Origin of the sequence: Paenibacillus sp. B01 (assembly GCF_009649995.1) — a bacterium.
Classification (GTDB): domain Bacteria; phylum Bacillota; class Bacilli; order Paenibacillales; family Paenibacillaceae; genus Paenibacillus_O; species Paenibacillus_O pasadenensis.
The window spans coordinates 4,629,307-4,651,660 of sequence record NZ_CP045802.1 but is presented as its reverse complement, the minus strand read 5'-3'; the positions used below and the strand labels follow the sequence as shown (position 1 = coordinate 4,651,660).

Here is a 22,354-nt window from a genome sequence, read left to right as displayed (position 1 = left end):
AGGAAGGCTCTTTCGTTTTTTTTCGCTTACTGGACGTGAATGTAGCCGACCATCGGGCCGCTGTGCTTGAGATCGGTGTGGATCTGGCATTCGATCGGGTACACGCCGGCCTTGGAGGCGACGAAGCTCACCTCGGTCGTCTCGCCTTTCTTGACCTCTCCGCTGACGCCGAGCCCCTTGATGGTGAAAGGATGGGAGGCTCCGTTTACCCCGCTGATGCGCAGCGTGACCTTCTCGCCCTTGGGCACGATGATCGTGGCCGGGCTCCATTGGTACACCTCGAGCTCCTCGCCGCCGCGCGTCGTCGTCTTGAATTCTCCCGTCACCATCTCATAGACATGTCCCGTATCCGGCTGCTGCGCGGCGGCCGAGGCGGGGAGCGGATCCCCCTGCTTCGGGTAGAGCTGCCAGCAGGCGAGCGCCAGGACGGCGATGGCGAGCGCGAGACCGGCCGTCCTTAGTTGGCGTTTCGTAATGATGATCGCTTTCATGCTTCGTCTCCCTTCTTGTCCGGTGCTGTCCTATTTTTATGCGGAGGACGGTCTGTCCATGCCAGCGGAAACGGGCCGATCCATCTATGGCATCTCTTGACAGCCCTATGATAGAATACCGATGACAGAAGCGGCTCGGACGAAAGCCGCGAGAGATGGAAATGAAGGAGTGGAGCGCATGCATCTGCTGCATGATCTGGTGGACAAGCTGCTCGGCATCGTCGAGCAGCTCGGTTATTTCGGCATCATCCTCGGCCTGGCGATGGAGGTCATCCCGAGCGAGATCGTGCTCGGCTACGCCGGCTACATGGTCTCGACCGGCAGCATGACGTTTTGGCTGGCGGTGCTGTGCGGCACGGTCGGCGCGGTCGTCCAGCAGTGGATCCTCTATGCGATCGGCCTGTACGGAGGACGGCCCTTCCTCGACAAGTACGGCAAGTACATCAAGATCAAGCCGAAGCATATCGACGCGGCGGAGCGCTGGTTCGACCGCTACGGTCCGGGCATGGTGTTCACCGCCCGTTTCGTGCCCGTCATGCGCCAGGTGATCTCGATTCCGGCCGGCATGGCCCGGATGTCGCTGACCCGGTTCACCGTGCTGACGGCGATCGCCTCGCTGCCGTGGGCGATCCTGTTCGTGACGATCGGGCGCAGCCTCGGCAGCAACTGGGGCCAGATCAAGGAAAAGGCGGCCCCGTACACGATTCCGGCGATCCTCGTCGCGCTCGCGGTCATGATCGTTTATGCGCTTTTCAAGTACCAGCGCTCGCGCGGACGGACCGTCTGATTGAGCAGGCGAGCCGCCATTTGATACAATGAATGCAATCGATCCATAACCCAAGGAGTGATTCCGATGGCACGCAGCGTAGCCAGCAAGCTGAACCAAGGCATCAGCCCCCGGCAGTTCCGGGACGGCATGACGAAAAACAAGGATGCTTTCGACGACTGGTACGACAAGTTCGAATGGCCGAGCGAGGACGATCGGGAATTTTTCGAGCAGCTGAACAACCGCGACGACCTGCGCGTGCTCATCCTGATGGCCGAATGGTGCGGCGACGTCGTGCGCAACATCCCGGTCGTGTTCCGCGCGCTCGAGAATAGCGGCGTTCCGGTGGAGGTGCTCGTCATGGAGGAGCATCTGGACACGATGGACGAGTTCCTGACGATGGGCGGACGCTCCGTGCCGGTCGTCATCGTGGCGGATACCGGCGGCCATGTGCTCGGCACGTGGGGACCGCGTCCGGAGCATGTGCAGGAGGCGATGAGGGCGTTCAAGCGGGACAACCCGGACCGCGAGGCGCCCGACTACCAGGAGAAGCTGTCGCTGACGCGGCAGGAGATGGGACGCCGGTACGGAGAAGGAACCGGCTATCAGGCGGTCATCGTCCGGGAGCTGCGCGAGCTCCTCTCCTCGTTCTGATGGCGGCGATGAAGATCGTCCCGTTCGTGCTCGGACCGATCCAGACGAACGGCTATCTGCTCGTCAACGAGGAAACGAACCGGGCCGTCGTCATCGACCCCGGCATGAACCCGAAGCCGCTCTTGAACCGCATCGCGCAGGATTCCATCCAGCTCGATGCGATCCTGCTCACCCATGCCCATCTCGACCATATGGGCGGGGTGGACGAGGTGCGCAAGGCTTGCGGCTGTCCGGTCTACATCCATGACCTGGAGGCGGACTGGCTGACCGATCCGGCGCTCAACGGCTCCTTGCGCTGGAGCCATATGACGCCGCCGCTGACGACCGATCCGGCCGAATATGCGCTCGAAGAAGGCATGCGGCTGAAGCTCGCGGGCTTCGAGTTCCGCGTGCTGCACACGCCGGGCCACAGCCCGGGCAGCGTCAGCTTCCTGCACGGCAAGAACCTGTTCTCGGGCGACGTGCTGTTCCGCGAGTCGGTCGGCCGCACCGATCTGCCCGGCGGACGCGAGGCGGATCTGTTCAACTCGATCCGGGGCAAGCTGTACCGGCTCGACCCGGACGTGACCGTCTACAACGGCCACGGGCCGAAGACGACGATCGGCCACGAGATGGCCCATAATCCGTACGTACGGCTGGGATGACCGGCCATCCGCTCCCGTCCTGCGGCGCCCACCGCCGGCGGGAGCGGTTCATTTTTGGACAGGAGGAATCGGCATGGCGGAGCAACAAGCAGGCGTGAAGGAAGCCGAGGGCGAGCGGACGGCGGCGCAGGCGGCGGAGGAGCAGGAGCGGATCGTGCGCGGCATCGCCCAGGAGCTGGGCTTGCCGCTCGGCAAGGTCAAGTCGGCGGTGTCGCTGCTGGACGAGGGCAATACGATTCCGTTCATCGCGCGCTACCGCAAGGAAATGACCGGCGAGCTCGACGAGAACGAGCTGCGCGGCATCGAGGAGAAGCTGGCCTACCGGCGCAATCTGGAGGACCGCAAGCGCGAGGTGCTGCGGCTGATCGGCGAGCAGGGCAAGCTGACGCCGGAGCTGGCGCAGGCGATCTCCGCCGCGTCCAAGCTGCAGGAGGTCGAGGATCTGTACCGGCCGTACCGGCAAAAGCGCAAGACGCGCGCTTCCGTCGCGCGGGAGCGGGGGCTGCAGCCGCTGGCCGACTGGCTGCTCTCGCAGCCGCGCCAGGGCGAGCCGCTCGCCGAGGCGCGCAAGTACGTCACGGGCGAGGCCGGCGCGCAGACGCCGGAGGAAGCGCTCCAAGGCGCGATGGACATCGTCGCCGAGAGCATCGCCGACGACGCCCGCATCCGCGCCTGGGCGCGCAAGTTCACCGCGGAGCAGGGCGTCATCCGCTCCGAGGTCCGGCAAGCGGGAGCGGAATCGGTGTACGAGATGTACTACGACTATCAGGAGCCGCTGCGCAAGCTGCCGCCTCACCGCACGCTCGCGATCAACCGCGGCGAGCGCGAGGAGGTGCTGCGCGTCTGGCTGGACGTTCCGGCAGCGCGCATCCATGACCATATTCTCCGCCATACGCTCCGCCAGGGCGTCGCGCCGGCGATTCGGGACGTGCTGGCCGCCGTCGTCGAGGACGCGTACAAGCGGCTCATCGCGCCGTCGATCGAGCGCGAGGTGCGCGCGGAGCTGACGGAGCGGGCGGAGGAGCACGCGATCGGCATCTTCTCCGCCAATCTGCGCAGCCTGCTGCTGCAGCCGCCGGTGCGCGGCCATGTCGTGCTCGGCGTCGATCCGGCGTACCGCACCGGCTGCAAGCTGGCGGTCGTCGACGCCACCGGCAAGCTGCTGGAGGTGGCGGTCGCCTATCCGACGCCGCCGAACAACAAGGTCGCCGAGGCGGAGCGGCTCATCGGCTCGCTGATCGACCGCCATGGCGTCACGCTCCTCGTCATCGGCAACGGCACCGCCTCGCGCGAGACGGAGAGCTTCATCGCCGCGCTCATCCGCGGCCGCGTCGCCGCCGGCAAGCCGGGCGCCGAGGCGCTCCGCTACATCATCGTCAACGAGGCCGGAGCGAGCGTCTACTCCGCCTCCAAGCTCGCCGCCGAGGAATTCCCCAAGCTCGATGTCGCGGAGCGCAGCGCGGTGTCGATCGCACGCCGGCTCCAGGATCCGCTGGCGGAGCTCGTCAAGATCGAGCCCAAGGCGATCGGAGTCGGCCAGTATCAGCACGACGTCAGCCAGAAGCGGCTCGGCGAGACGCTCGGCGGCGTCGTCGAATCGGCGGTCAACCACGTCGGCGTCGACGTCAACACCGCCTCGGCGTCGCTGCTCTCCTATGTGGCGGGCATCAATGCGACGACGGCCAAAAACATCGTCAAGCATCGGGAGGAGAGCGGACGGTTCGGCTCCCGCAAGGAGCTGCAGAAGGTGCCGCGGCTCGGCGCGAAGACGTACGAGCAGTGCATCGGCTTCATCCGCATCCCCGAGGCGGAAAATCCGCTCGACCGCACGCCGATCCATCCGGAGTCGTACGGCGTCGTCGACCGGCTGTTCAAGCAGCTCGGCCTGTCGCTCGGCGAGGTCGGCGGCGAGACGGCCCGGCAGCGGCTGGCGGCTGCCGACATCCCGGCGCTCGCGGCGGCGATCGGCGTCGGCGAGCCGACGCTGCGCGACATCGTAGACAGCCTCATGCGGCCGGGGCGCGATCCGCGCGAGGAGCTCGCGGCGCCGGTGTTCCATCAGGACGTGCTGGCGATCGAGGACCTGCAGCCGGGCATGGAGCTGCAGGGCACGGTGCGCAACGTGATCGACTTCGGCGCTTTTGTCGACATCGGCATCAAGAACGACGGCCTCGTGCATATCTCTCAGCTGAGCCGCAAGTTCGTCAAGCATCCGATGGACGTCGTGTCGGTCGGCGACGTCGTCACCGTCTGGGTGCTGAACGTCGATCTCAAAAAAGGCCGCGTCGGCCTGACGATGCGCGGTCCGAACCCTTCCTGAAAAGCCGAAAGGCCTCTCCTCCGACTCGGGCAGTCGGGGGAGAGGCCTTTGGCTTGCTTGCAGGCGGCGAACCGCGTCCGGGCCGGCGCGTCAGCCGTCCTGGCGGACCGCTTCCTCGTCCGGCTTGGCGGCCTGCTTCGTCCGATAATAGAACCAGCAATCGTTCAGCAGGCGCACCTGCCGGAGATCCTTCTTCTGGAAGGCGCGCATCAGTTGGCTGCTCAGCCATTGCGGCATCCGCATCGTCCTCCTTCTGCCGTTCGTGATCTACACAGCATATGGGGGAAGAGGCGAACAGGTGCAGGTCCAATCAGTCTTCGTACTCTTCCTCGTACCATTGCTCCAGCTGCGCGAGCAGCGCGCGGATCTCGGTCAGCAGCGAGATGAGCGGGTAGGACTTCTCCGGAATTTCCTTGAAGGAGCGCTCGAGCTGCTCCAGATGCTCGAGCCCGCTCTGCGTCGGCAAGCCGCGCTCATGCAGCTCGGAGGGGGAGAACTCGGCGATGCAGCGTGCGAGCGGCGGCACCTCGGCTGCCGTCAGCTTATCGAGCTCCTTGTGCAGCCGCAGATTGAGCGCGGACAGCTGATAGGCGTGCGTATCGGGCATTTCCACCAGGGAGAGCTGGCCTCCAAGCTGGAACAGAACATACTTCATCGTAGGCATGGCGAAACATCGGGCTCCTCTCGCGGTCGATCATTCGTCTACTTGACAGTGTAGCCCAGGATCCCTTTACAATTCAAGGGGAAGGAGGGGACGGGCATGGACGATCGGGAGCTGCAGGCATGGGTGGAGCGCGTCTCGCTGGAGACGTTCGGACTTCCGTTCCGCCACCGGGCCGCCTTCAACCGGAGGCTGTCCTCTACCGGGGGACGCTACTTCATGAAGTCGCATCATATCGAGATCAGCGCGAGGCAGCTCGAGGCTTACGGGGCGGAGGAGACGGAGAAGATCATCAAGCATGAGCTGTGCCACTACCATCTGCATCTGCTCGGACGCGGCTATCGTCATCGCGATCCCGAGTTCAAGGCCTGGCTGGAGCGCTCCGGCGGGTCCCGCTACTGCAAGCCGCTGCCGGACAAAGCCCGTAAAACGCTGCCCTATCGGTACAAGCTCGTCTGCGGAGCCTGCCGCATGGAATATCTCCGCAAGCGCAAGGTCGACCCGGCCCGCTATGTCTGCGGACGATGCCGGGGCCGGCTATCCCTTTACGCGCTTGACACAGCCGGAAGGCCATGATAAATTATGGTCAGGCTTGTTTTGTAAACGTTCCCTGATAGCTCAGTTGGTAGAGCACTCGACTGTTAATCGAGTTGTCACAGGTTCGAGTCCTGTTCGGGGAGCCATTCATGGAGAGATACCCAAGTGGCTCAAGGGGACCCTCTGCTAAGGGGTTAGACTGCGTAAGTGGTGCGAGGGTTCGAATCCCTCTCTCTCCGCCATCTGTTTCATCCAGGAAGGACCGGCAGCGGTCTTTTTTCTTTGTTGTTTTTCGGCAGTGGAGCGCTAAAATGGTTTTATAAAAAAAGCTTGCGTTATCCTGCGGCTTGTGATAAGATCATTCATGTTGCTTCGAGGAACTGGGTTCCGGACAAGCCATCGCGGCCCGTTGGTCAAGGGGTTAAGACACCTCCCTTTCACGGAGGTAACAGGGGTTCGAATCCCCTACGGGTCACCATCTTTTTTAGAGCCATTAGCTCAGTTGGTAGAGCACCTGACTTTTAATCAGGGTGTCGAAGGTTCGAGTCCTTCATGGCTCACCAGTTTTGTTTCCCCTCGTTTTACCTAACGTGCGGTAGTGGTGGAATGGCAGACACGCTATCTTGAGGGGGTAGTGGGCGTACGCCCGTGGAGGTTCGAGTCCTCTCTACCGCACCATACTTCGTCAATCCAACCCTTACTTCGTAAGGGTTTTTTGTTTTCCCGCAATACGCGGAAAGAGGCCCCCGTCTCCTAAAGGAAACGAGGGCCTCTTCGGCTTGTCTGGGCGCGCAGCGCGGACCGGCTTCAGCTCGTGATCGTCGAATTGACGATGAGCGAAGGCACCGACGTGCTGGTGGAGGTCGTGCCGTCGTAGGAATGGAATTCCAGAATGACCGGAGTGCCGGGGACGATGTCGGCGGATGCGATCACGACCGTCGTCGGCGACGTCGTCGTGAGCGCTCCTTGCTGCAGCATGCCGATGACATACACATTGACATAACCGCCGGCAGAGACGACGGGAAGGCTGCCCGTCGGCACAGGGTCTCCTGCATCGTCGAAGAAGCTTTCGGCCGGAATGGTCACCGTGCCGGCTCCGGCGTCGATCATCGGGGCGGTCACCGCCGTGTTGAAGCGGGTTACGGCATCGTCGACAGCCGTGACGGTCGTCGTATCCACGGTGCCGCTCACTGTGCTCGTCACGACGAGGTACGGCTTGATCAGGGAGGGAGGCATGAGAGGATCCTCTCCTTTCCGAGTTGATTCTATAAGATATGAATCCCGCCAGGGGAAAGTGATAGATTCGGGCCCGTTGCGAGCGGATCGGGAAGCTCTGCGGCGCGCTGCGGCCAGCGAGAGCCGGCAGCTCTCCAGCTGGATCGGCGTTCCGGGCGACGGCAGGTCGCGGACGAGCAGCGTGAGGCGGCCCGGCTCGACCGAATAGGCGCGCGGCGGCTGCGGCATGCCGTTGATGTACAGCTGCTGCCAGGTGACCGCGCTCGGAGCGGGGATGTCGCCGATGCCGCCCGCTCCTGGCCCGTATCGCCGGCTGACGCCGTCCGAGCGGGCCAGGAACCCGAAGCGCTCGGCTACGATCGTACGCCGTGCGACCGCCCGGGACCGGCTCGGCTTGCGCCTGACGGCTCGCGGCTCGCTCCGCCTTTTCCCGGCCTCTCGGCAGCGGCAGGCTCTGCGTCCGGGCTGATCCGTTCGAAGGAGCCGGCCTCTAGTTTTGCGCAGCGCCTCGCTTCCGCCTCTGCGGCGCTTCTTCAGCCTGCTGCACGGCGCCGATCGCGGGGCTCGCAGCAAGGGCTCGCTTTTTCGTCGTTTCGTCATATCTGCTCTCCGCCTTTGCCAAAAGTATATGAGGCGCGGAGCCGGATCGAAACGGCGCTGCCTCCGCTTTGGGCGTTTTCGAAGCGGACTCCATTGGAATGGGAGACCGGCATGTGAGGTATGTTGACCTTTTGGCCGGTCTGACGAAAGGCGATGTCAGGTGTAAGCGAAATCAAAATGGTTGGATAACGCATACATTTTTTGTAAGGGTTCACAAATTGCGATCATCCCAATCAAATATGTGATGGAAACTCACATTTCTTTGATTTCTATCATTTTTCGTTGAATGGGCCAGTAGAAGCGCTATCACGCCCATCCTACAATTAGAAGCGGGGGGAGGAACAATCAACATGGCTCAACTACAAACGGAATTGAACCCGGCGCAACGGCCGAAAAAGAAAACGGTCCTGACCCGCTTCTTCGGACAATGGGACCTGCAGCTGATGGTCATTCCCGCGCTGCTGCTCATTTTCGTCTTCAGCTACATCCCGATGTACGGCGTTATCACAGCCTTTCAGGACTACAACATCTTCAAGGGCATCACAGGCAGCCCATTCGTCGGTTGGAAGCATTTCGAGCGCTTCTTCAACGATCCGAACTTCACGCGCGTCATGCGCAACACGCTTGTCATCAGCGGGCTTAAGCTCGCCGTCGGCTTCCCGGCCCCGATCCTGCTCGCGCTGCTCCTCAACGAGGTGCGCAACCGCTTCTTCAAGCGAATCGTGCAGACGGTCAGCTACCTGCCGCATTTCCTTTCCTGGGTCATCGTATCCGGCCTCGCCATCTCCATCCTGTCCACGGAGAACGGCAGCCTCAATATGCTCCTGCAATCGCTCAACCTGATCGACGAGCCGCTCAGCTGGCTGAGCATGCCGGAATACTTCTGGACGATCCTCGTCACGACGGGCGTCTGGAAAGAAATCGGCTTCGGCTCCATCGTCTACCTGGCCGCCATCGCCGGTGTCGATCCAAGCCTGTACGAAGCCGCCTCGATGGACGGGGCCAGCCGCTTCAAGCAGATCTTCCTGGTCACGCTCCCGTCGATCATGCCGGTTGTCGTCATCTTCTTCATCCTGGCGGTCGGCAACCTGCTCAGCGCAGGCTTCGAGGATATTCTCCTGCTCGGCAAGGACCCGATTCTGCGCAATGTGTCCGATGTCTTGGATACGTACGTGTACCGGATGGGCATCGAGTCCCAGCGGTTCTCCTATGCGACTGCCGTCGGCCTGTTCAAGGCGATCATCAGCGTAGGGCTGCTGACGCTGGCCAATCTGTTCGCGAGACGTTCCGGCAACAGCCTCTGGTAATCGACACCAAGAATCAGGCCCTTTAAGGAGGAAGCTGCGTTGAAAATCAGGATGAGCAGCGGCGACCGCGTGTTGACCGCCTTCGTCTATCTCTTTCTGGCCTTGCTGGCCCTATCGACCTTCTATCCGTTCTGGAACGCGCTCGTCGTCTCCTTGAACAAAGGCATGGACACTGCGCTCGGCGGAGTCACCGTCTGGCCGCGGTCCTTCACCTTGGAAAACTACGAAATCGTCTTCCAGGACAAGCGCATCATCCACGCTTTCGGCGTCTCCGTGTTGCGTACGATCATCGGCACCGCCTCCGCGATTCTGTGCACGGCGATCTTCGCCTACGGCATGACCCGAAGCGAGCTGATGGGCCGCAAGTTCTACATGGTCGCTTGCCTGATCACCATGTACTTCAGCGGCGGACTGATCCCATCCTTCCTGCTGATTCGCGAGCTCGGCCTGTTCGACTCCTTCTGGGTGTTCATCATCCCGTCGCTCATCAGCGTTTGGAACATGATCGTCTTCCGCACCTTCTTCCTCGGTCTCCCGGCCGGTCTGGACGAGTCGGCGAAGATCGACGGCTGCGGCTATTGGGGCACTTTCTTCCGGATCGTGCTGCCGCTCTCGGGACCCGTCATCGCGACGCTGTCGCTGTTCACGGCGGTCGCCCATTGGAACGACTGGTTCATGCCAAGCATCTACATCAACAACGAGAACCTGATTCCGATCCAAACGAAGCTGCAGCAGATCCTCAACTCCAACATCATGACCGAGCAAATGCAGCAGCTCGATTCGGCGGCGCAGGCCCGCCTGTCGGCCATGAAGAGCATCACGAGCAAGTCGCTCTCGATGGCGACGATGATGGTGGCGACGCTGCCGATCATCATGGTCTATCCGTTCGTACAGCGCTACTTCGTCAAGGGCGTTCTGGTCGGCTCCGTCAAGGGCTGATTCGGAGACTTCAGCCCACTTCGGCCGCAAGCAAGTACTCTTGGTTTTTAGGCGCGGCAGTCCGCCGAGCGGGTGGCCGCGCGTTCAAACATAGCAATCCTTCTATCATTAGAGCTGAGAAAAGGGGATGAACGAGTTGGGCAAATGGAACAAAAACGCGTTCAAAGGCATGGCTCTGGCATTGGCGGCAGCGACTGCGCTGGCCGGCTGTTCGGGCGGAAATAACGGCAACAACGGTGCGGGCAACAGCGGCGCAGCCGAAAATGCAGGCACGCCGAGCGCCTCTCCGGCAGCCTCCGCCGCGCCTGAGGCCGGCGCGGCCTGGACGGTCGGGAGCGAGCCGCTCGAGTACAGCATGTACGGCCATTATGATTGGTACACGATGCCGACATGGGGCGCCGACGAGTCATCCAAGTGGATCAAGGACAACATGAAGGTCAACGTGACAGCGGTCCAGTCGGGCGGCAATGCGGCCCAGAAGCTCAACACGATGATCGCCTCCGGCACGCTCCCCGACGTCATCTGGATGGACCGCGGCGCGGATGTCGAGAAGCTGCGCGCGGCCGACATGCTCGTACCGTTCGACGACTACCTCGACAAATATCCGAACTTCAAAAAATGGGTCGGCGAAGAAGCGATCAACATGCTCCGCTCGAGCGACGGCAAAATCTATCAGTTCCCGAACTGGTACACGTCGCAGCCGATCGGCAACGCCGGCTACGTCGTCAACAAAAAATACTACGAGGCGCTCGGCTCGCCGAAGCTGGAGACGACGGACGACTTCTACAACTATCTGAAAGCCGTCAAGGAGAAATTCCCGAACGTGACGCCGTTCAACCCGGACCTGGCGGTCGACGGCCAAGGGCTTGACGTTCTGTACAGCGCCTTCAAAGAAGATGCGAACCTCGCCTCCATCTCCAACCGGGCGGCGATCAGCGGCGACAAGCTGACATCGATCTTCAAGGACGACGTCTTCCGCGAGTCGATGCTGTATGCCTCCAAGCTGTTCCGTGAGAAGCTGATGAGCGCGGATTCCATGACCCAGACGAAGGATCAGGTCAAGGAAAAGGCCTACACGGGAGGAGCGGCCGTCTTCGCCGGCGCAAGCCCGACGGAGTATGGGTCCGTTGGCGATGCCGAACTGAAGAAGAAGGACCCGAACGACGGCTACTTCATGGTCTGGCCGATCCACAAAGAAGGTCTCGACAAGAACAAGATCTTCCCGGGCACGTTCACGCGCCTCGGCTGGAACGTCAGCGTCATCACGAAATCCGCCAAGGATCCGGAAAAGATCTTCGCGTTCCTCGACTGGCTGACCGGTCCGGAAGGTACCCGTACGCTGATCTGGGGACCAGAGGGCAAATACTGGGACGGCTATGACGAAGCGGACGGCGCTCCTAAGTTCACGGAAGCTTACCTGAGCGACGTAGAAGGCCGCACCAAAACGATGGACGCTACCGTCAACCTGCAATGGGTCGGCAATTCCGTCTTCATCGACAAGTCCAAGATGAAATTCGAGTCGACGCTGCCGGCAGCCGAGCAGACTTGGGAGTCGAAGTACCAAAGCACGATTACGTGGCCGACGCAGAAGGACGCGACGGAGTTCATCAACCTCGCGCCTGCGGCCGACTCCGAGGAGGGCATCATCCAGACGAGCGTAGAAGAGATCTGGGATGAGGCTCGCGCCAAGGCGCTGTATGCGAAGAGCGACGAAGAAGTGCTGTCGATCCTCGATAAAGCCGACAAGGACGCCATGGCGATCGGTTATCAGCAGCTGCTTGACTTCAAGACGCAAAAATGGCAAGAAAACAAAACGAAAATGGCGGGCAACTAAGAAGCGACTGTATTCGGGATCCGCTCGCGCTATACTAGAGGAAAGTCCGCCGTCCCGGCCGGGACGGCGGTTTTCTTTCATAGAACAGGACCGAAACGCGAAGGAGGGGGCTCCGTGAAGTATAAGGTTCTTCTCGTCGACGACGAGGAGCTGGACTTGAAGGGGATGCTCGCATTCATTCCGTGGGAGCAGCTCGGGCTGGAGGTCGTAGGCGCCGTGCACAACGGTTATGACGCTTATGCGATTCTGGAGCGGGAGCGGATCGACATCTTGGTGACCGATGTCCATATGCCGAGAATGAATGGGCTGGAGCTGGCGGAGAAGGCGCTTTCTTTATATGCCTCCCTGCGGGTCGTCTTCGTGAGCGGCTACCAGGATTTCCATTATGTGAAGCAGGCGCTGCAGCTCCGCGCCTGGGGGTATGTGCTCAAGCCGATGGACGACTCGGAGCTCGAAGCGGCGCTGCTGAGACTCGTGCAGCAGCTCGACGGGGAGAAGGAGGCGCTGCCAGCCGCTTCTGCGGCGGCGCACGACGTCAAGGAAGAGGCTCGTCCTTCCGGAGCGCCCGGCAAGGGAAGCTCCAAAAACGCCAAGCTCATCATCGAGATGACGGCGTTCATCGAGAAGCATCTGCATGAGAATCTGACGCTGAAGCTACTGGCGGACGAATTTTCCTTTTCGCCCAATTATCTCGGCGCGCTGTTCAAGGAAGAGACCGGAGTGAACTTCAGCGAGCATCTCATCGATCGGCGCATGCGCAAGGCCGGGGAGCTGCTGCGCGAGACGAGGCTGCGCATCTACGAGATTGCCGACAAGGTCGGCTATCGGTACATGCCGTATTTCAGCCGCCAGTTCAAGGAAACGTTCGGGGTCACGCCCAACGAATATCGAAGAATGGGATGAGCGGCGCTATGGATCGGAAAAAGAACTACATCCCGTTCGGCATCAAGCTCTTCGCATCCTATATGCTGCTGACGATCGTGCCGCTGGCGATTCTCGGCTATGTCGCCAACATGGTCCTGTCGGAATCGGTTCGCTCCCAGACGGAGAGCAGCCTGCGCGGCACGCTGCGGCAGATGGAGGACAACATTCAGTACAAGGTCGGAGATACGAAGCGGCTGAGCGACGCGCTGTATTACGACACGACGCTCGCCCGGTCGATCCGTCATGCGGAAGCCGGCTGGGTCAGCTATGAAGCGACCAAAAAAGTGCTGATGCCCAAGTTTTGGGCGACGCTCGACTCGACGAACCGCAAAATGCGGCTCAGCGTCTATTTGAAGAACGAATCGATCTCGGAGGTGTATTATACCGCCGATCCGGGGACGGATATCGTCGCGGTCAAGAACCGCTTTTTCGAGATGCTGCATCTGAGCCGCATCGAGAACGAATCCTGGTATCGCATGTTCCCGGAGGAGAAGTACGGCTCCACGCTCGTCTGGATGCAGGTCGGCGACGACGCCGAGCATGGCCGTATCTCGCTGCTTCGACGGCTCGTCGATACGAGCCAGGCGACCGGCTTGCGGGATGTCGGCATGATTCGCATCAGCGTCTTTCTGAGCGATCTGTTCGAAAGCGTGGATGCGAGCAAGCTGATCCGCGGCAGCGCCTTGCAGATCGAGGCGATGGACAAGCAGATCATGTTCGCCTCTGGGCCGCGAGAAGAAGCTCCAGCCAACTGGAAGGGCATGCCGGTGGATCGTCATCTGATCATTCAGGATCATCTGCCGGATCTGGGCTACAATCTCGTGGCGGCGATCCCGATCGACGTGCTGGAATCGGGCTCCCGAAAAATCACCTGGATTACGATGCTTGTCTGCGTGCTGAGCGCGATCGTCATCGCTGCGGTCGCGCTGACTGTGACGCGAGCGTTCATGAAGCGGATCAACAAGATCATCCATATTCTGCAAGCGTTCAGCCAAGGCAGCTACAGCAAGCGCATCCGCTACCGCGGCCAGGACGAGTTCGCGCAGATCGCGGACTCGCTCAATGCGCTCGGGGCGCGGACCGACAATTTGATCCAGGAGGTCTATCTGACCAACCTGCGCAAGAAGGAGGCGGAGCTCGAGTCGCTGCAGGCCCAGATCAATCCGCATTTTCTCTATAATACGCTGTCCTCGATCAGCCGGCTGGCCAAGTTCGGCGAGGTGGAGAAGCAGCATCGGATGATCATGAACCTGGCGAAGTTCTACCGCATGTCGCTCAACGAAGGCAAGACGATCATCCCCGCGGGCAACGAGCTTGAGCAAATCCAGGCGTACCTGGCCATTCAGCAGGTCAAGTACGGCGACCGGGTAAGCGTGACGTATGAGTGGGACGCGGAGGTGAACCGCTTCATGATGACGAAGCTGCTGCTGCAGCCGTTCGTCGAGAACGCGCTGGAGCATGCGTGGAAGGGCGACCGGATCGAGCTGGCGATCGGCGCCAAGCTGCTCCGCGAGGATAGCGGCTTATGTCTCGAATTCTGGGTCCGCGACGACGGGATCGGCATGCCTCGGGAGCGGGTGGAGGAGCTGTTCTCCGACCGCCAGCCCGTGCGGCGCGGCTACGGCATCCGCAACGTCCACGAGCGCATCCAGCTGTATTATGGAGCTCCTTACGGCGTTCGCATCGAGAGCGATCCGGCTTGCGGCGGCACTCTCGTCCGCATCCGCATCCCGGCGCGCCGAGGCATGGAAGGGGCGTCCGCCTCGGTGGACGAGCTGCTTGAGGGACAGGCGGGCGGCTGAGCGGACCCGCTCGAACGGTTTTGGCATCCATCCTGGCATGCGCTATACTGGAATCATTCGGGTAGCAGGAGGTCAAGCAGGATGAATCAGGAAACGATGGAGCTGTTCCGCACGATTACCGAGATGAGGGCCGTGCCGGGACAGGAGCTGGAGCTGCGCCGGTTCGTGGAGGCTGAGCTCAAGCGGCATACGGACGAGCTTGTCCACGACCGCCTCGGAAGCGTCTTCGGCGTCTTTCGCGGCGACGAGCAGGGGCCGCGCATCATGGTGGCCGGCCATATGGACGAGGTCGGCCTGATGGTGACGGCGATCACCGAGAGCGGCATGCTGAAGTTCGTGACGCTAGGCGGCTGGAACGCCCAGACGATGCTGGCGCAGCGCATGGAGGTCGTCACGGACGACGGGCCGGTCATCGGCGTCATCGGCTCGACGCCGCCGCATCTGCTCGACGATGCCGCGCGCAGCAAGGTCGTCGACATCAAGTCGATGTACCTCGATGTCGGCGCGGACAACCGCGAGGACGCGATGTCCATGGGCATCCGTCCCGGCCAGGCGATCGTGCCGGTATGTCCATTCACGCCGATGGCCAATCCGAAGAAGATCATGGCGAAGGCCTGGGACAACCGCTACGGCGTCGGCCTGGCGCTGGAGCTGGCTCAGGAGCTCAAGGGCGCCGAGCATCCCAATGTGATCTATACGGGCGCTACCGTTCAGGAGGAGGTCGGCCTGCGCGGAGCGCGGACCGCGGCCAATCTCGTGCAGCCGGACCTGTTCCTGGCGCTCGACGCGAGTCCGGCGGCCGACTCCACCGGCGACCGGACCGCGATGGGCCAGCTTGGCAAAGGCGCGCTGCTGCGCGTCCAGGATCCGGGCATGATCACCCACCGCGGCTTGGTCGAGCTCATCCGGGATACGGCGGAGACGGAGGGCATCCGGTACCAGTACTACTTCTCGCAGGGCGGCACGGATGCCGGACAGGTGCATCTGTCGGGCATCGGCGTTCCGTCCGCGGTCATAGGCTTGCCGGCCCGCTATATCCATACCGCCGCCGCCATCATGCATGTCGACGACTACGACGCGGCCAAGCAGCTGCTGTTCCGGCTGGTCCGCAAGCTCGACCGAAGCACGTTCGAGACGATTCTGTCCCGGTAAGGGAGAGGCGTCGGGCTAGCGCGAAAGACCCCTGAGGAGGGGTCTTTTTTCATGGAACGGGTCCGCTTTTTGTCCTAAAAGGAGAAGCCCGGCGAGGGACGGACTTCACCTTAATGGGATATGGTGGCAATTATGGAGGGATAATTACAACATCAAGTTAACGTATTGCTTTTATATTGCGTTAAAGCGTTGCATTAAAAAACAACAAAATTATACGAAAAATAATGGCTTTTTGCTTCAATTTGTACTGTGTCCAGCATTCGTTTCAAATCGAAATAAAAGCGTCAGATTTCCTGACATTTTGTTTGAATATCCCGAAAATCGAATACTTATCTCACATTCTCACTTCATTGATAATGGCCTCTAAACCTAACAACGGTCTAACTGAAAGCGCTGCCCGATGAAAAAAGATTCTATGCATATTTATGCGATCAATAAAATTTTAATTATTTTCAGACATATCTATATTCTAACGTTAAAAAAGGTGCTACAATGAGACCGGAAAAACACAGTTTTGGCTAGAGCCAAGGAGGAATGTGGAGTGGCAGCTTCATCGTTTAAGTGGAAAGCCATGATTGCCAGCTTGTCCGTTATGGGGGTCATCGCCGCAGGCTGCGGCAACAATGACAACGGCACGAACACCGCCGGAAACACAAATACACCGGCGACGAACACCGCGAACGAGGGAGCGGCGTCCCCGGCTCCGTCGGCTGAGCCTTCCGGCCCGGTCAAGGGCGGCACGCTGACGATCGGTACGTTCTCCGACATCGTCAACGCGAACCCGATTTACATCGCAGATACCTCTTCCGGCGATGCCGCGTACTTCATGTTCTCCAACCTGCTCGACTACGATGCGGGCGGCAACGTCGTCGCCGAGCCTTGGTCCCTGCTCGAAGCTCTTCCGGAAATTTCGGCAGACAGCCTGACGTACACGCTGAAGCTGAAGGCGAACGCCAAGTGGAGCGACGGCCAGCCGGTGACGGCGGACGACATCGCGTTCACGTTCAACACGATCAAGGATCCGGCCGCGGCTGCCCCTGGCATCAGCACCTTCGACAAAGTGGACAAGGTTGAAGTCATCGATCCGCAAACGGCCAAAATTACGATGAAGACCGTTTACGCTCCATTCCTGAACGCGCTCGTAACCAACGTCGTTCCTTCTCATATCCTGAAGGACGTGCCGGCAGCCGAGCTGCAAAGCAATCCTTACGGCACCGATCCGGCCAAGACCGTCACGAACGGACCTTGGAAATGGACGGAATGGAACCAGAAGCAATACCTGTCGTTCGAAAAGGACGCCAACTACTGGGCGAAGGACGTCAACGACGTCAACATCGACAAGATCATCTACAAAATCTATGCGGACCAAAACACGACGGTGCAAGCGGCCATCAAAGGCGATGTCGACATGGTCGGCGGCATTCCGGTTACCCAAGTCGAAGCCGTCAAGGCGAAAGAGAACCTTACCGTCGAGCTGGAGCCAGGTCCGCTGTACGAGTACATGAGCTTCAACTTCAACAAGATGAACTGGGGCGGCAAGGAGTCTCCGTTCACGGGCGAAAAGACGCGTCAAGCGATCGCTTATGCGATCAACCGCCAAGGCGTGCTTGAAAACATCCTCAAAGGCACCGGCAAGGCGCTCAACGCTCCATTCCTGCCAGGCACATGGGCGGATCCGGGCAGCGACGCGGTCAATTATGACTACAATGTCGAAAAAGCGAAGCAGCTGCTGGCCGAAGACGGCTGGAAAGACAGCAACAACGACGGCACGGTCGACAAGGACGGCTTTGAGTTCAAGTTCGAGCTGCAGTACAACTCCGGCAACAGCCGCCGCGAAGCGGTATCCGCCGTCATCCAGCAGAACCTGGCTGATATCGGCATCGGCGTAACGACCAAGGGCATCGACTTCTCGTCCTGGATCGAGCAGAACATCACGCCGGGCAAATACCAGGCCGCGCTGCAAGCCTGGTCGCTCAACAGCCCGGATCCGGACAGCGAATCGGTCTTCTCGTCCAAGTACTTCCCGCCGAACGGCCAAAACTCCGGCTGGTACAAAAACGAGACGCTGGACAAGCTGTGGGTTGACGGCTACTCCACGACGGATCAAGAGAAGCGCAAAGAGATCTACAAGCAGGTCGCTCAGCAAATCTCCACGAACCTGCCTTATGTCTTCCTGTATCAATACGGTACTCCGTCGGTCTACAACAAACGTGTCGTCTTTGGCGACGCTAAGCCGGTGCCAGCGCTCGCTTACGGCGAATACTTCGGCATCAACAAATGGTCGCTGGAAGAAAAGAAATAAGACCCTGTTAGCCTGAGATTCAACCGATAAAGGGGGAAGGGCATTGTCCTTCCTCCTTTATCCTTTCTCCACTTGGAACCCAGCCTTCCCTCGCGATGGGAAGACGGTTTTGCCCTGAGCATAACCGGTCCCGAACGCCTGCTGTCCGGTTCTGCCCGGCGCAAAGCCGCTCATCCGCAACTCAAGCATCCAGCACACAAGGAGGATCCACTTATGGGCGAGTATATGATCCGGCGGACGCTGCAGTCTGTCGTCGTGCTCTTTCTGATCTCCATCTTCACGTTCGGTCTGATCCATGCCGCTCCAGGCGGTCCCACTCAGATCTTCCTCTCCCCCGGCCTGTCGCCGGAAGCAGGCCAGATCCGAGCGGAGCAGCTCGGCCTCAACGATTCGCTGCCGGAGCAATATTTCCGCTGGCTCGGCAACATTCTGACCGGCGATCTCGGCTCTACGTTCAAGAACAATATCCCGGTCGGGGACATTCTGTGGCCGACGGTCAAAAATTCGGTCATCCTGATGGGAGCGACCTGGATCATGACGCTGCTGATCGCCATCCCGTGGGGCATTTATAATAGTACGAAAGAATATGGACTGTCTGACCAGAGCGCTTCCTTCATCTCCTATGTCGGCTTCGCGATGCCGACGTTCTGGTTCGGAATCATCTTGCAGAGCTATGTCTCCATCAAGCTGGACTTGCTTCCGCTATCGGACATGTATACGATCGGCAAAGAAGGCAACATTCCCGATCTGCTGATGCATATGGTGCTGCCGGTCTCGGTGCTCACGATTGTCTCGCTGGCCGGCTACCTCAAGTATTCCCGCTCCAGCATGCTGGAGGTGCTGCAGCAGGACTACATCCGCACCGCCCGTGCCAAGGGCGTCAAGGAGAATAAAGTCATCTTCCGGCACGCGCTGCGCAACGCGCTCATTCCGCTCATCACGCTTGTCGGCCTCGATTTGCCGATGCTGGTTGGCGGCGCCGCGGTGGCGGAGGCGGTATTCAACTGGCCGGGCATGGGCCAGCTGTTCGTCCAAATGGCCGTTGCGCGTGAATACTCCGTCCTGATGGCGATCACGCTGCTCGGCGCCGTATTCGTCGTCATCGGCAACCTGATTGCAGACATCCTGTACGCGGCCGCCGATCCGCGCGTGCAGCTATCCAAAGGAGGGAAAGCGGCATGAGTGCACATCTGCAGCCAGCATCCAACGTGGAAGCTCCCGTCAACGCCGCTCCGCTCTCGGAAAAGCCGATCGGTCCTTGGCGTCTCGCCTGGAGCAAATTCAGGCGCAACCCGTTCGCCATGGGCGGCCTGGTCGTCATGCTTCTGTTCATCGTAGCAGCCGTCGCCGCTCCCTGGATCGCTCCGTATGATCCAGCCCGCCAAAATCTGCTGAACGCCAACTTGCGCCCGTTCACCGGCGACCATGTCCTCGGCACGGACGAGCTGGGCCGCGACATTTTCTCGCGGATCATCTTCAGCGGACGCATCTCGCTGACGATCGGCTTCGCCGTCGCAGCCGTCGCCGTCATCATCGGCTCCATTATCGGCGCCATCTCCGGCTACTTCGGCGGCTGGATTGATATCATCCTGATGCGCATCGTCGACGTCATGTACTCGGTTCCGACACTGTTCCTGAACATCCTGATCGGCGCCATCTTTGGCACGAACTTCATGCTGATGATCATGATCCTGTCGTTCACGAGCTGGATGGGCGTGGCGCGGCTCGTCCGCGGCAACTTCCTGCAGCTGCGCGAGATGCAGTACGTCGAGGCTGCCAAGTCGATCGGCGTCAGCAGCTGGGGCATCATTTTCCGCCATCTGCTGCGCAACTCGAGCTTCCCGATCATCGTCAATGCGACGCTTATGGTCGGCGGCGCGATCTTGGCGGAATCCGCGCTGTCATATCTCGGACTCGGCATCCAGCCGCCAGACACGAGCTGGGGCATGATGCTGAGCAACGCGCAGGAGTTCATGCTGCTTGATCCGATGCAAGGCGTCTACCCGGGCATGTGCATCTTTATCGTCGTTCTGGCTGTAAACTTCATCGGCGACGGCATCCGCGACGCGATGGACCCTCGTCAAAAAGCACAACTTTCTCCAAGGAGGCTGGACCAATGGCGCGCAAAATTCTCGAAGTCAACGAAATGAGTGCCGGCTTCCTCGTGAACAAGGAGATCGTGAAAGCGACCGACCGCATCTCCTTCAACGTGGAAGAGGGAAAGACGCTGTGCATCGTCGGCGAGAGCGGAAGCGGCAAAAGCGTCACTTCCCTCGCCATCATGCGCTTGATCGATTACGCAGGAGGAGCGATCCTCGAAGGCGACATCACGTTCAACGGAGCTTCGCTGCCAGCGAAGGATCAGGAGGAAATGCGCCATATCCGCGGCAACCAGATCGCGATGATCTTCCAGGATCCGATGAGCGCGCTCAATCCGGTATTCACGGTCGGCGACCAGATCGCCGAGAGCCTGCGCCTCCATCAGAACAAATCCGACAAGGATGCGATGAAGGAAGCGGTGGAGCTGCTGCGCCAGGTCGGCATCCCGTCTCCGGAGGTCCGCGCCAAGCAGTACCCGCATGAGCTGTCCGGCGGCATGTGCCAGCGTGTCGTCATCGCCATCGCCCTGGCGTGCCGGCCGCAGCTGCTCATCGCCGATGAGCCGACGACCGCGCTCGACGTGACGGTGCAGGCGCAGATCCTGGATCTGCTCCAGAATCTGCAAAAAGAAACCGGCATGGCGATCATCCTCATCACGCATGACATGGGCGTCGCGGCGGAAGTCGCCGACCGCATCGTCGTCATGTACGCCGGCGGCATCATGGAGGAGGGCTCGGTCGAGGAGATCTTCGCCAAGCCGAGCCATCCTTATACCGTGGGCCTGCTGAAGTCGATTCCCGGCTTCGAGGCGAATGACGGCAACGAGCTGTACACGATCAAAGGCACGATTCCGCGCATCAACCAGCTGCCGACCGGCTGCCGCTTCCATCCTCGCTGCGAGCATGCGATGGACATCTGCCGCAAGCAGGAGCCGGGCTTCTTCCAGATCGGACAGGACCATAAGGCCGCTTGCTGGCTGTTCGAGGAGCATGCCGCCGAGTCGAAGGTTTCGCCGGCGAGAGCGGCGATCGAGCACGGGGAGGTAAGGGTATGAGCAAGCAGCTGTCGAACGAGACGCTCATTGAGATCAAGCACATCAAGAAATACTTCCCGATCAAAAAAGGGCTGCTCAGCCGCGTCGTCGGCCAAGTAAAGGCGGTCGACGATATTTCCCTGGAAATCAAGAAGGGAGAGACGTTCGGCCTCGTCGGCGAGTCCGGCTGCGGCAAATCGACGCTCGGCCGCGTCATCCTGCGCCTGCAGAGCGCGACAGACGGCGAAGTCATCTACAACGGCCAGAACATCCACGCCCTCGGCAGCTCGAAGCTGCGCGACCTTCGCCAGGATCTGCAGATCATCTTCCAGGATCCGTTCGGCTCCTTGAACCCGCGCTTCCTCGTCAGCGACATCATCGGCGAGCCGCTCAAGGTGCATACGAACATGACGGCCGCGCAGATCGACGCCCGCGTCGTCGAGCTGATGGAGCTGGTCGGTCTTGACGCCTCCCGCCGCAATCGCTATCCGCATGAGTTTTCGGGCGGCCAGCGCCAGCGCGTCGGCATCGCGCGCTCAATCGCGCTCAATCCGAAGTTCATCGTCGCGGACGAGGCGGTGAGCGCCCTGGACGTTTCGGTCCAGTCCCAAGTGCTCAATCTGCTGGCCCGACTGCAAAAGGAGCTGGGCCTGACGTTCCTGTTCATCGCCCACGGCCTGAACGTCGTCCGCCACATTTCCGACCGGGTCGGCGTCATGTATTTGGGCAAGCTGGCGGAGGTCGGACCGACGGAGGAGCTGTACAACAAGCCGCTGCATCCGTATACGGCGGCGCTGCTTTCCTCGATTCCGCGTCCGAATCCGGCGCTCAAGCGCGAGCGCATCATCCTTAAGGGCGACGTGCCTTCTCCGGCCAATCCCCCGAGCGGCTGCCGCTTCCATCCACGCTGCCCGATGGCGCAGGATCGCTGCAAGGCGGAGGAGCCGCTGCTCGCCGAAGTGCTGCCGGGCCGTCAGGTCGCCTGCCACTTCCCGCTCGTCGAGGACGGCGCGCTGGAGCGGCTGGCCGCGAGAACTCTCGGCTGATCCATC

General features: G+C 60.7%; 21 protein-coding genes and 5 tRNA genes. 22 read left to right on the top strand and 4 right to left on the bottom strand.

Annotation, left to right across the window (positions count from 1 at the left end):
- Nucleotides 1-26: 26 nt before the first annotated feature.
- Nucleotides 27-491 (bottom strand): cupredoxin domain-containing protein, encoded by a 465-nt coding sequence (locus tag GE073_RS19950; RefSeq protein ID WP_028598508.1) that lies wholly within the window; start codon nt 489-491, stop codon nt 27-29.
- 178 nt (nt 492-669) lie between these two features.
- Between GE073_RS19950 and GE073_RS19945 the strand changes: the two genes are divergently transcribed.
- The 4 genes from GE073_RS19945 (at nt 670) to GE073_RS19930 (ending at nt 4,875) form a co-directional block, all read left to right on the top strand.
- Entirely contained in the window at nt 670-1,278 is a 609-nt protein-coding gene (locus tag GE073_RS19945; protein ID WP_028598507.1) for an undecaprenyl phosphate transporter UptA, read from the top strand.
- A gap of 66 nt (nt 1,279-1,344) precedes the next feature.
- Entirely contained in the window at nt 1,345-1,911 is a 567-nt protein-coding gene (locus GE073_RS19940) for a thioredoxin family protein (protein ID WP_028598506.1), read from the top strand.
- A gap of 8 nt (nt 1,912-1,919) precedes the next feature.
- Nucleotides 1,920-2,555 (top strand): MBL fold metallo-hydrolase, encoded by a 636-nt coding sequence (locus GE073_RS19935; RefSeq protein ID WP_101808246.1) that lies wholly within the window; start codon nt 1,920-1,922, stop codon nt 2,553-2,555.
- Between the two features lie 73 nt (nt 2,556-2,628).
- Entirely contained in the window at nt 2,629-4,875 is a 2,247-nt protein-coding gene (locus GE073_RS19930) for a Tex family protein (RefSeq protein ID WP_153784161.1), read from the top strand.
- 90 nt (nt 4,876-4,965) lie between these two features.
- Here the strand turns inward: GE073_RS19930 and cmpA are convergent, their stop codons facing one another.
- Both cmpA and GE073_RS19920 read right to left on the bottom strand, forming a co-directional pair.
- Entirely contained in the window at nt 4,966-5,112 is a 147-nt protein-coding gene (gene cmpA, locus GE073_RS19925; RefSeq protein ID WP_101808076.1) for a cortex morphogenetic protein CmpA, read from the bottom strand.
- A 73-nt stretch (nt 5,113-5,185) separates the two neighbouring features.
- A complete protein-coding gene (locus GE073_RS19920) occupies nt 5,186-5,539 on the bottom strand; it encodes a hypothetical protein (RefSeq protein ID WP_028598503.1) in 354 nt (117 codons plus the stop codon).
- Between the two features lie 96 nt (nt 5,540-5,635).
- Here GE073_RS19920 and GE073_RS19915 point away from each other — a divergent pair, with 96 nt between their 5' ends.
- From GE073_RS19915 to GE073_RS19890, 6 genes are all read left to right on the top strand, one after another.
- The gene (locus tag GE073_RS19915; protein ID WP_028598502.1) at nt 5,636-6,112 is read left to right on the top strand and encodes a SprT family protein; all 477 of its coding nucleotides are present in this window, start codon (nt 5,636-5,638) and stop codon (nt 6,110-6,112) included.
- 31 nt (nt 6,113-6,143) lie between these two features.
- Nucleotides 6,144-6,219, top strand: a tRNA-Asn gene (locus GE073_RS19910).
- 5 nt (nt 6,220-6,224) lie between these two features.
- Nucleotides 6,225-6,315 (top strand) — tRNA-Ser (locus GE073_RS19905).
- A 161-nt stretch (nt 6,316-6,476) separates the two neighbouring features.
- Nucleotides 6,477-6,551: transfer RNA gene (locus tag GE073_RS19900), tRNA-Glu, on the top strand.
- Nucleotides 6,552-6,560: 9 nt separating this feature from the next.
- A tRNA-Lys gene (locus tag GE073_RS19895) sits at nt 6,561-6,636 on the top strand.
- Nucleotides 6,637-6,665: 29 nt separating this feature from the next.
- Nucleotides 6,666-6,751: transfer RNA gene (locus GE073_RS19890), tRNA-Leu, on the top strand.
- A 129-nt stretch (nt 6,752-6,880) separates the two neighbouring features.
- Here GE073_RS19890 and GE073_RS25570 read toward each other — a convergent pair.
- Nucleotides 6,881-7,309, bottom strand: a complete 429-nt coding sequence (locus tag GE073_RS25570) for a DUF4183 domain-containing protein (RefSeq protein WP_228551663.1) — start codon at nt 7,307-7,309, stop codon at nt 6,881-6,883.
- Between the two features lie 226 nt (nt 7,310-7,535).
- On the opposite strand from GE073_RS25570, the gene GE073_RS25565 reads away from it, so the two are divergent.
- The 12 genes from GE073_RS25565 to GE073_RS19830 all read left to right on the top strand — a co-directional run bounded on the left by GE073_RS25565 (nt 7,536) and on the right by GE073_RS19830 (nt 22,348).
- Nucleotides 7,536-7,778, top strand: a complete 243-nt coding sequence (locus GE073_RS25565; protein ID WP_028600465.1) for a hypothetical protein — start codon at nt 7,536-7,538, stop codon at nt 7,776-7,778.
- A gap of 481 nt (nt 7,779-8,259) precedes the next feature.
- Nucleotides 8,260-9,216 carry an ABC transporter permease gene (locus tag GE073_RS19880; RefSeq protein WP_028600466.1) on the top strand — a complete coding sequence of 319 codons (957 nt, stop codon included), beginning with the start codon at nt 8,260-8,262 and terminating at the stop codon, nt 9,214-9,216.
- Nucleotides 9,217-9,267: 51 nt separating this feature from the next.
- Nucleotides 9,268-10,155: a carbohydrate ABC transporter permease gene (locus GE073_RS19875; RefSeq protein WP_043111943.1), complete on the top strand. Its 888-nt coding sequence runs from the start codon at nt 9,268-9,270 to the stop codon at nt 10,153-10,155.
- A 169-nt stretch (nt 10,156-10,324) separates the two neighbouring features.
- Nucleotides 10,325-11,989, top strand: coding sequence for an extracellular solute-binding protein (locus GE073_RS19870; protein ID WP_028600468.1), 1,665 nt, complete (start codon nt 10,325-10,327; stop codon nt 11,987-11,989).
- Nucleotides 11,990-12,103: 114 nt separating this feature from the next.
- The gene (locus tag GE073_RS19865; RefSeq protein ID WP_228551659.1) at nt 12,104-12,892 is read left to right on the top strand and encodes a response regulator transcription factor; all 789 of its coding nucleotides are present in this window, start codon (nt 12,104-12,106) and stop codon (nt 12,890-12,892) included.
- An 8-nt stretch (nt 12,893-12,900) separates the two neighbouring features.
- Nucleotides 12,901-14,715 (top strand): sensor histidine kinase, encoded by a 1,815-nt coding sequence (locus tag GE073_RS19860; RefSeq protein ID WP_228551657.1) that lies wholly within the window; start codon nt 12,901-12,903, stop codon nt 14,713-14,715.
- 81 nt (nt 14,716-14,796) lie between these two features.
- Nucleotides 14,797-15,867, top strand: a complete 1,071-nt coding sequence (locus tag GE073_RS19855; RefSeq protein WP_028600470.1) for a M42 family metallopeptidase — start codon at nt 14,797-14,799, stop codon at nt 15,865-15,867.
- A gap of 541 nt (nt 15,868-16,408) precedes the next feature.
- A complete protein-coding gene (locus GE073_RS19850; RefSeq protein ID WP_323744207.1) occupies nt 16,409-18,169 on the top strand; it encodes an ABC transporter substrate-binding protein in 1,761 nt (586 codons plus the stop codon).
- 213 nt (nt 18,170-18,382) lie between these two features.
- Complete coding sequence (locus tag GE073_RS19845; RefSeq protein ID WP_153784158.1) at nt 18,383-19,351, top strand: ABC transporter permease; 969 nt, start codon at nt 18,383-18,385, stop codon at nt 19,349-19,351.
- Nucleotides 19,348-20,319, top strand: a complete 972-nt coding sequence (locus tag GE073_RS19840) for an ABC transporter permease (protein ID WP_153784157.1) — start codon at nt 19,348-19,350, stop codon at nt 20,317-20,319. The genes GE073_RS19845 and GE073_RS19840 overlap by 4 nt, the downstream gene beginning before the upstream one ends.
- Nucleotides 20,286-21,323, top strand: a complete 1,038-nt coding sequence (locus tag GE073_RS19835; protein WP_153784156.1) for an ABC transporter ATP-binding protein — start codon at nt 20,286-20,288, stop codon at nt 21,321-21,323. The genes GE073_RS19840 and GE073_RS19835 overlap by 34 nt, the downstream gene beginning before the upstream one ends.
- Nucleotides 21,320-22,348, top strand: coding sequence for an ABC transporter ATP-binding protein (locus GE073_RS19830; protein WP_153784155.1), 1,029 nt, complete (start codon nt 21,320-21,322; stop codon nt 22,346-22,348). Before GE073_RS19835 ends, GE073_RS19830 begins: the two co-directional genes overlap by 4 nt.
- Nucleotides 22,349-22,354 lie beyond the last annotated feature (6 nt).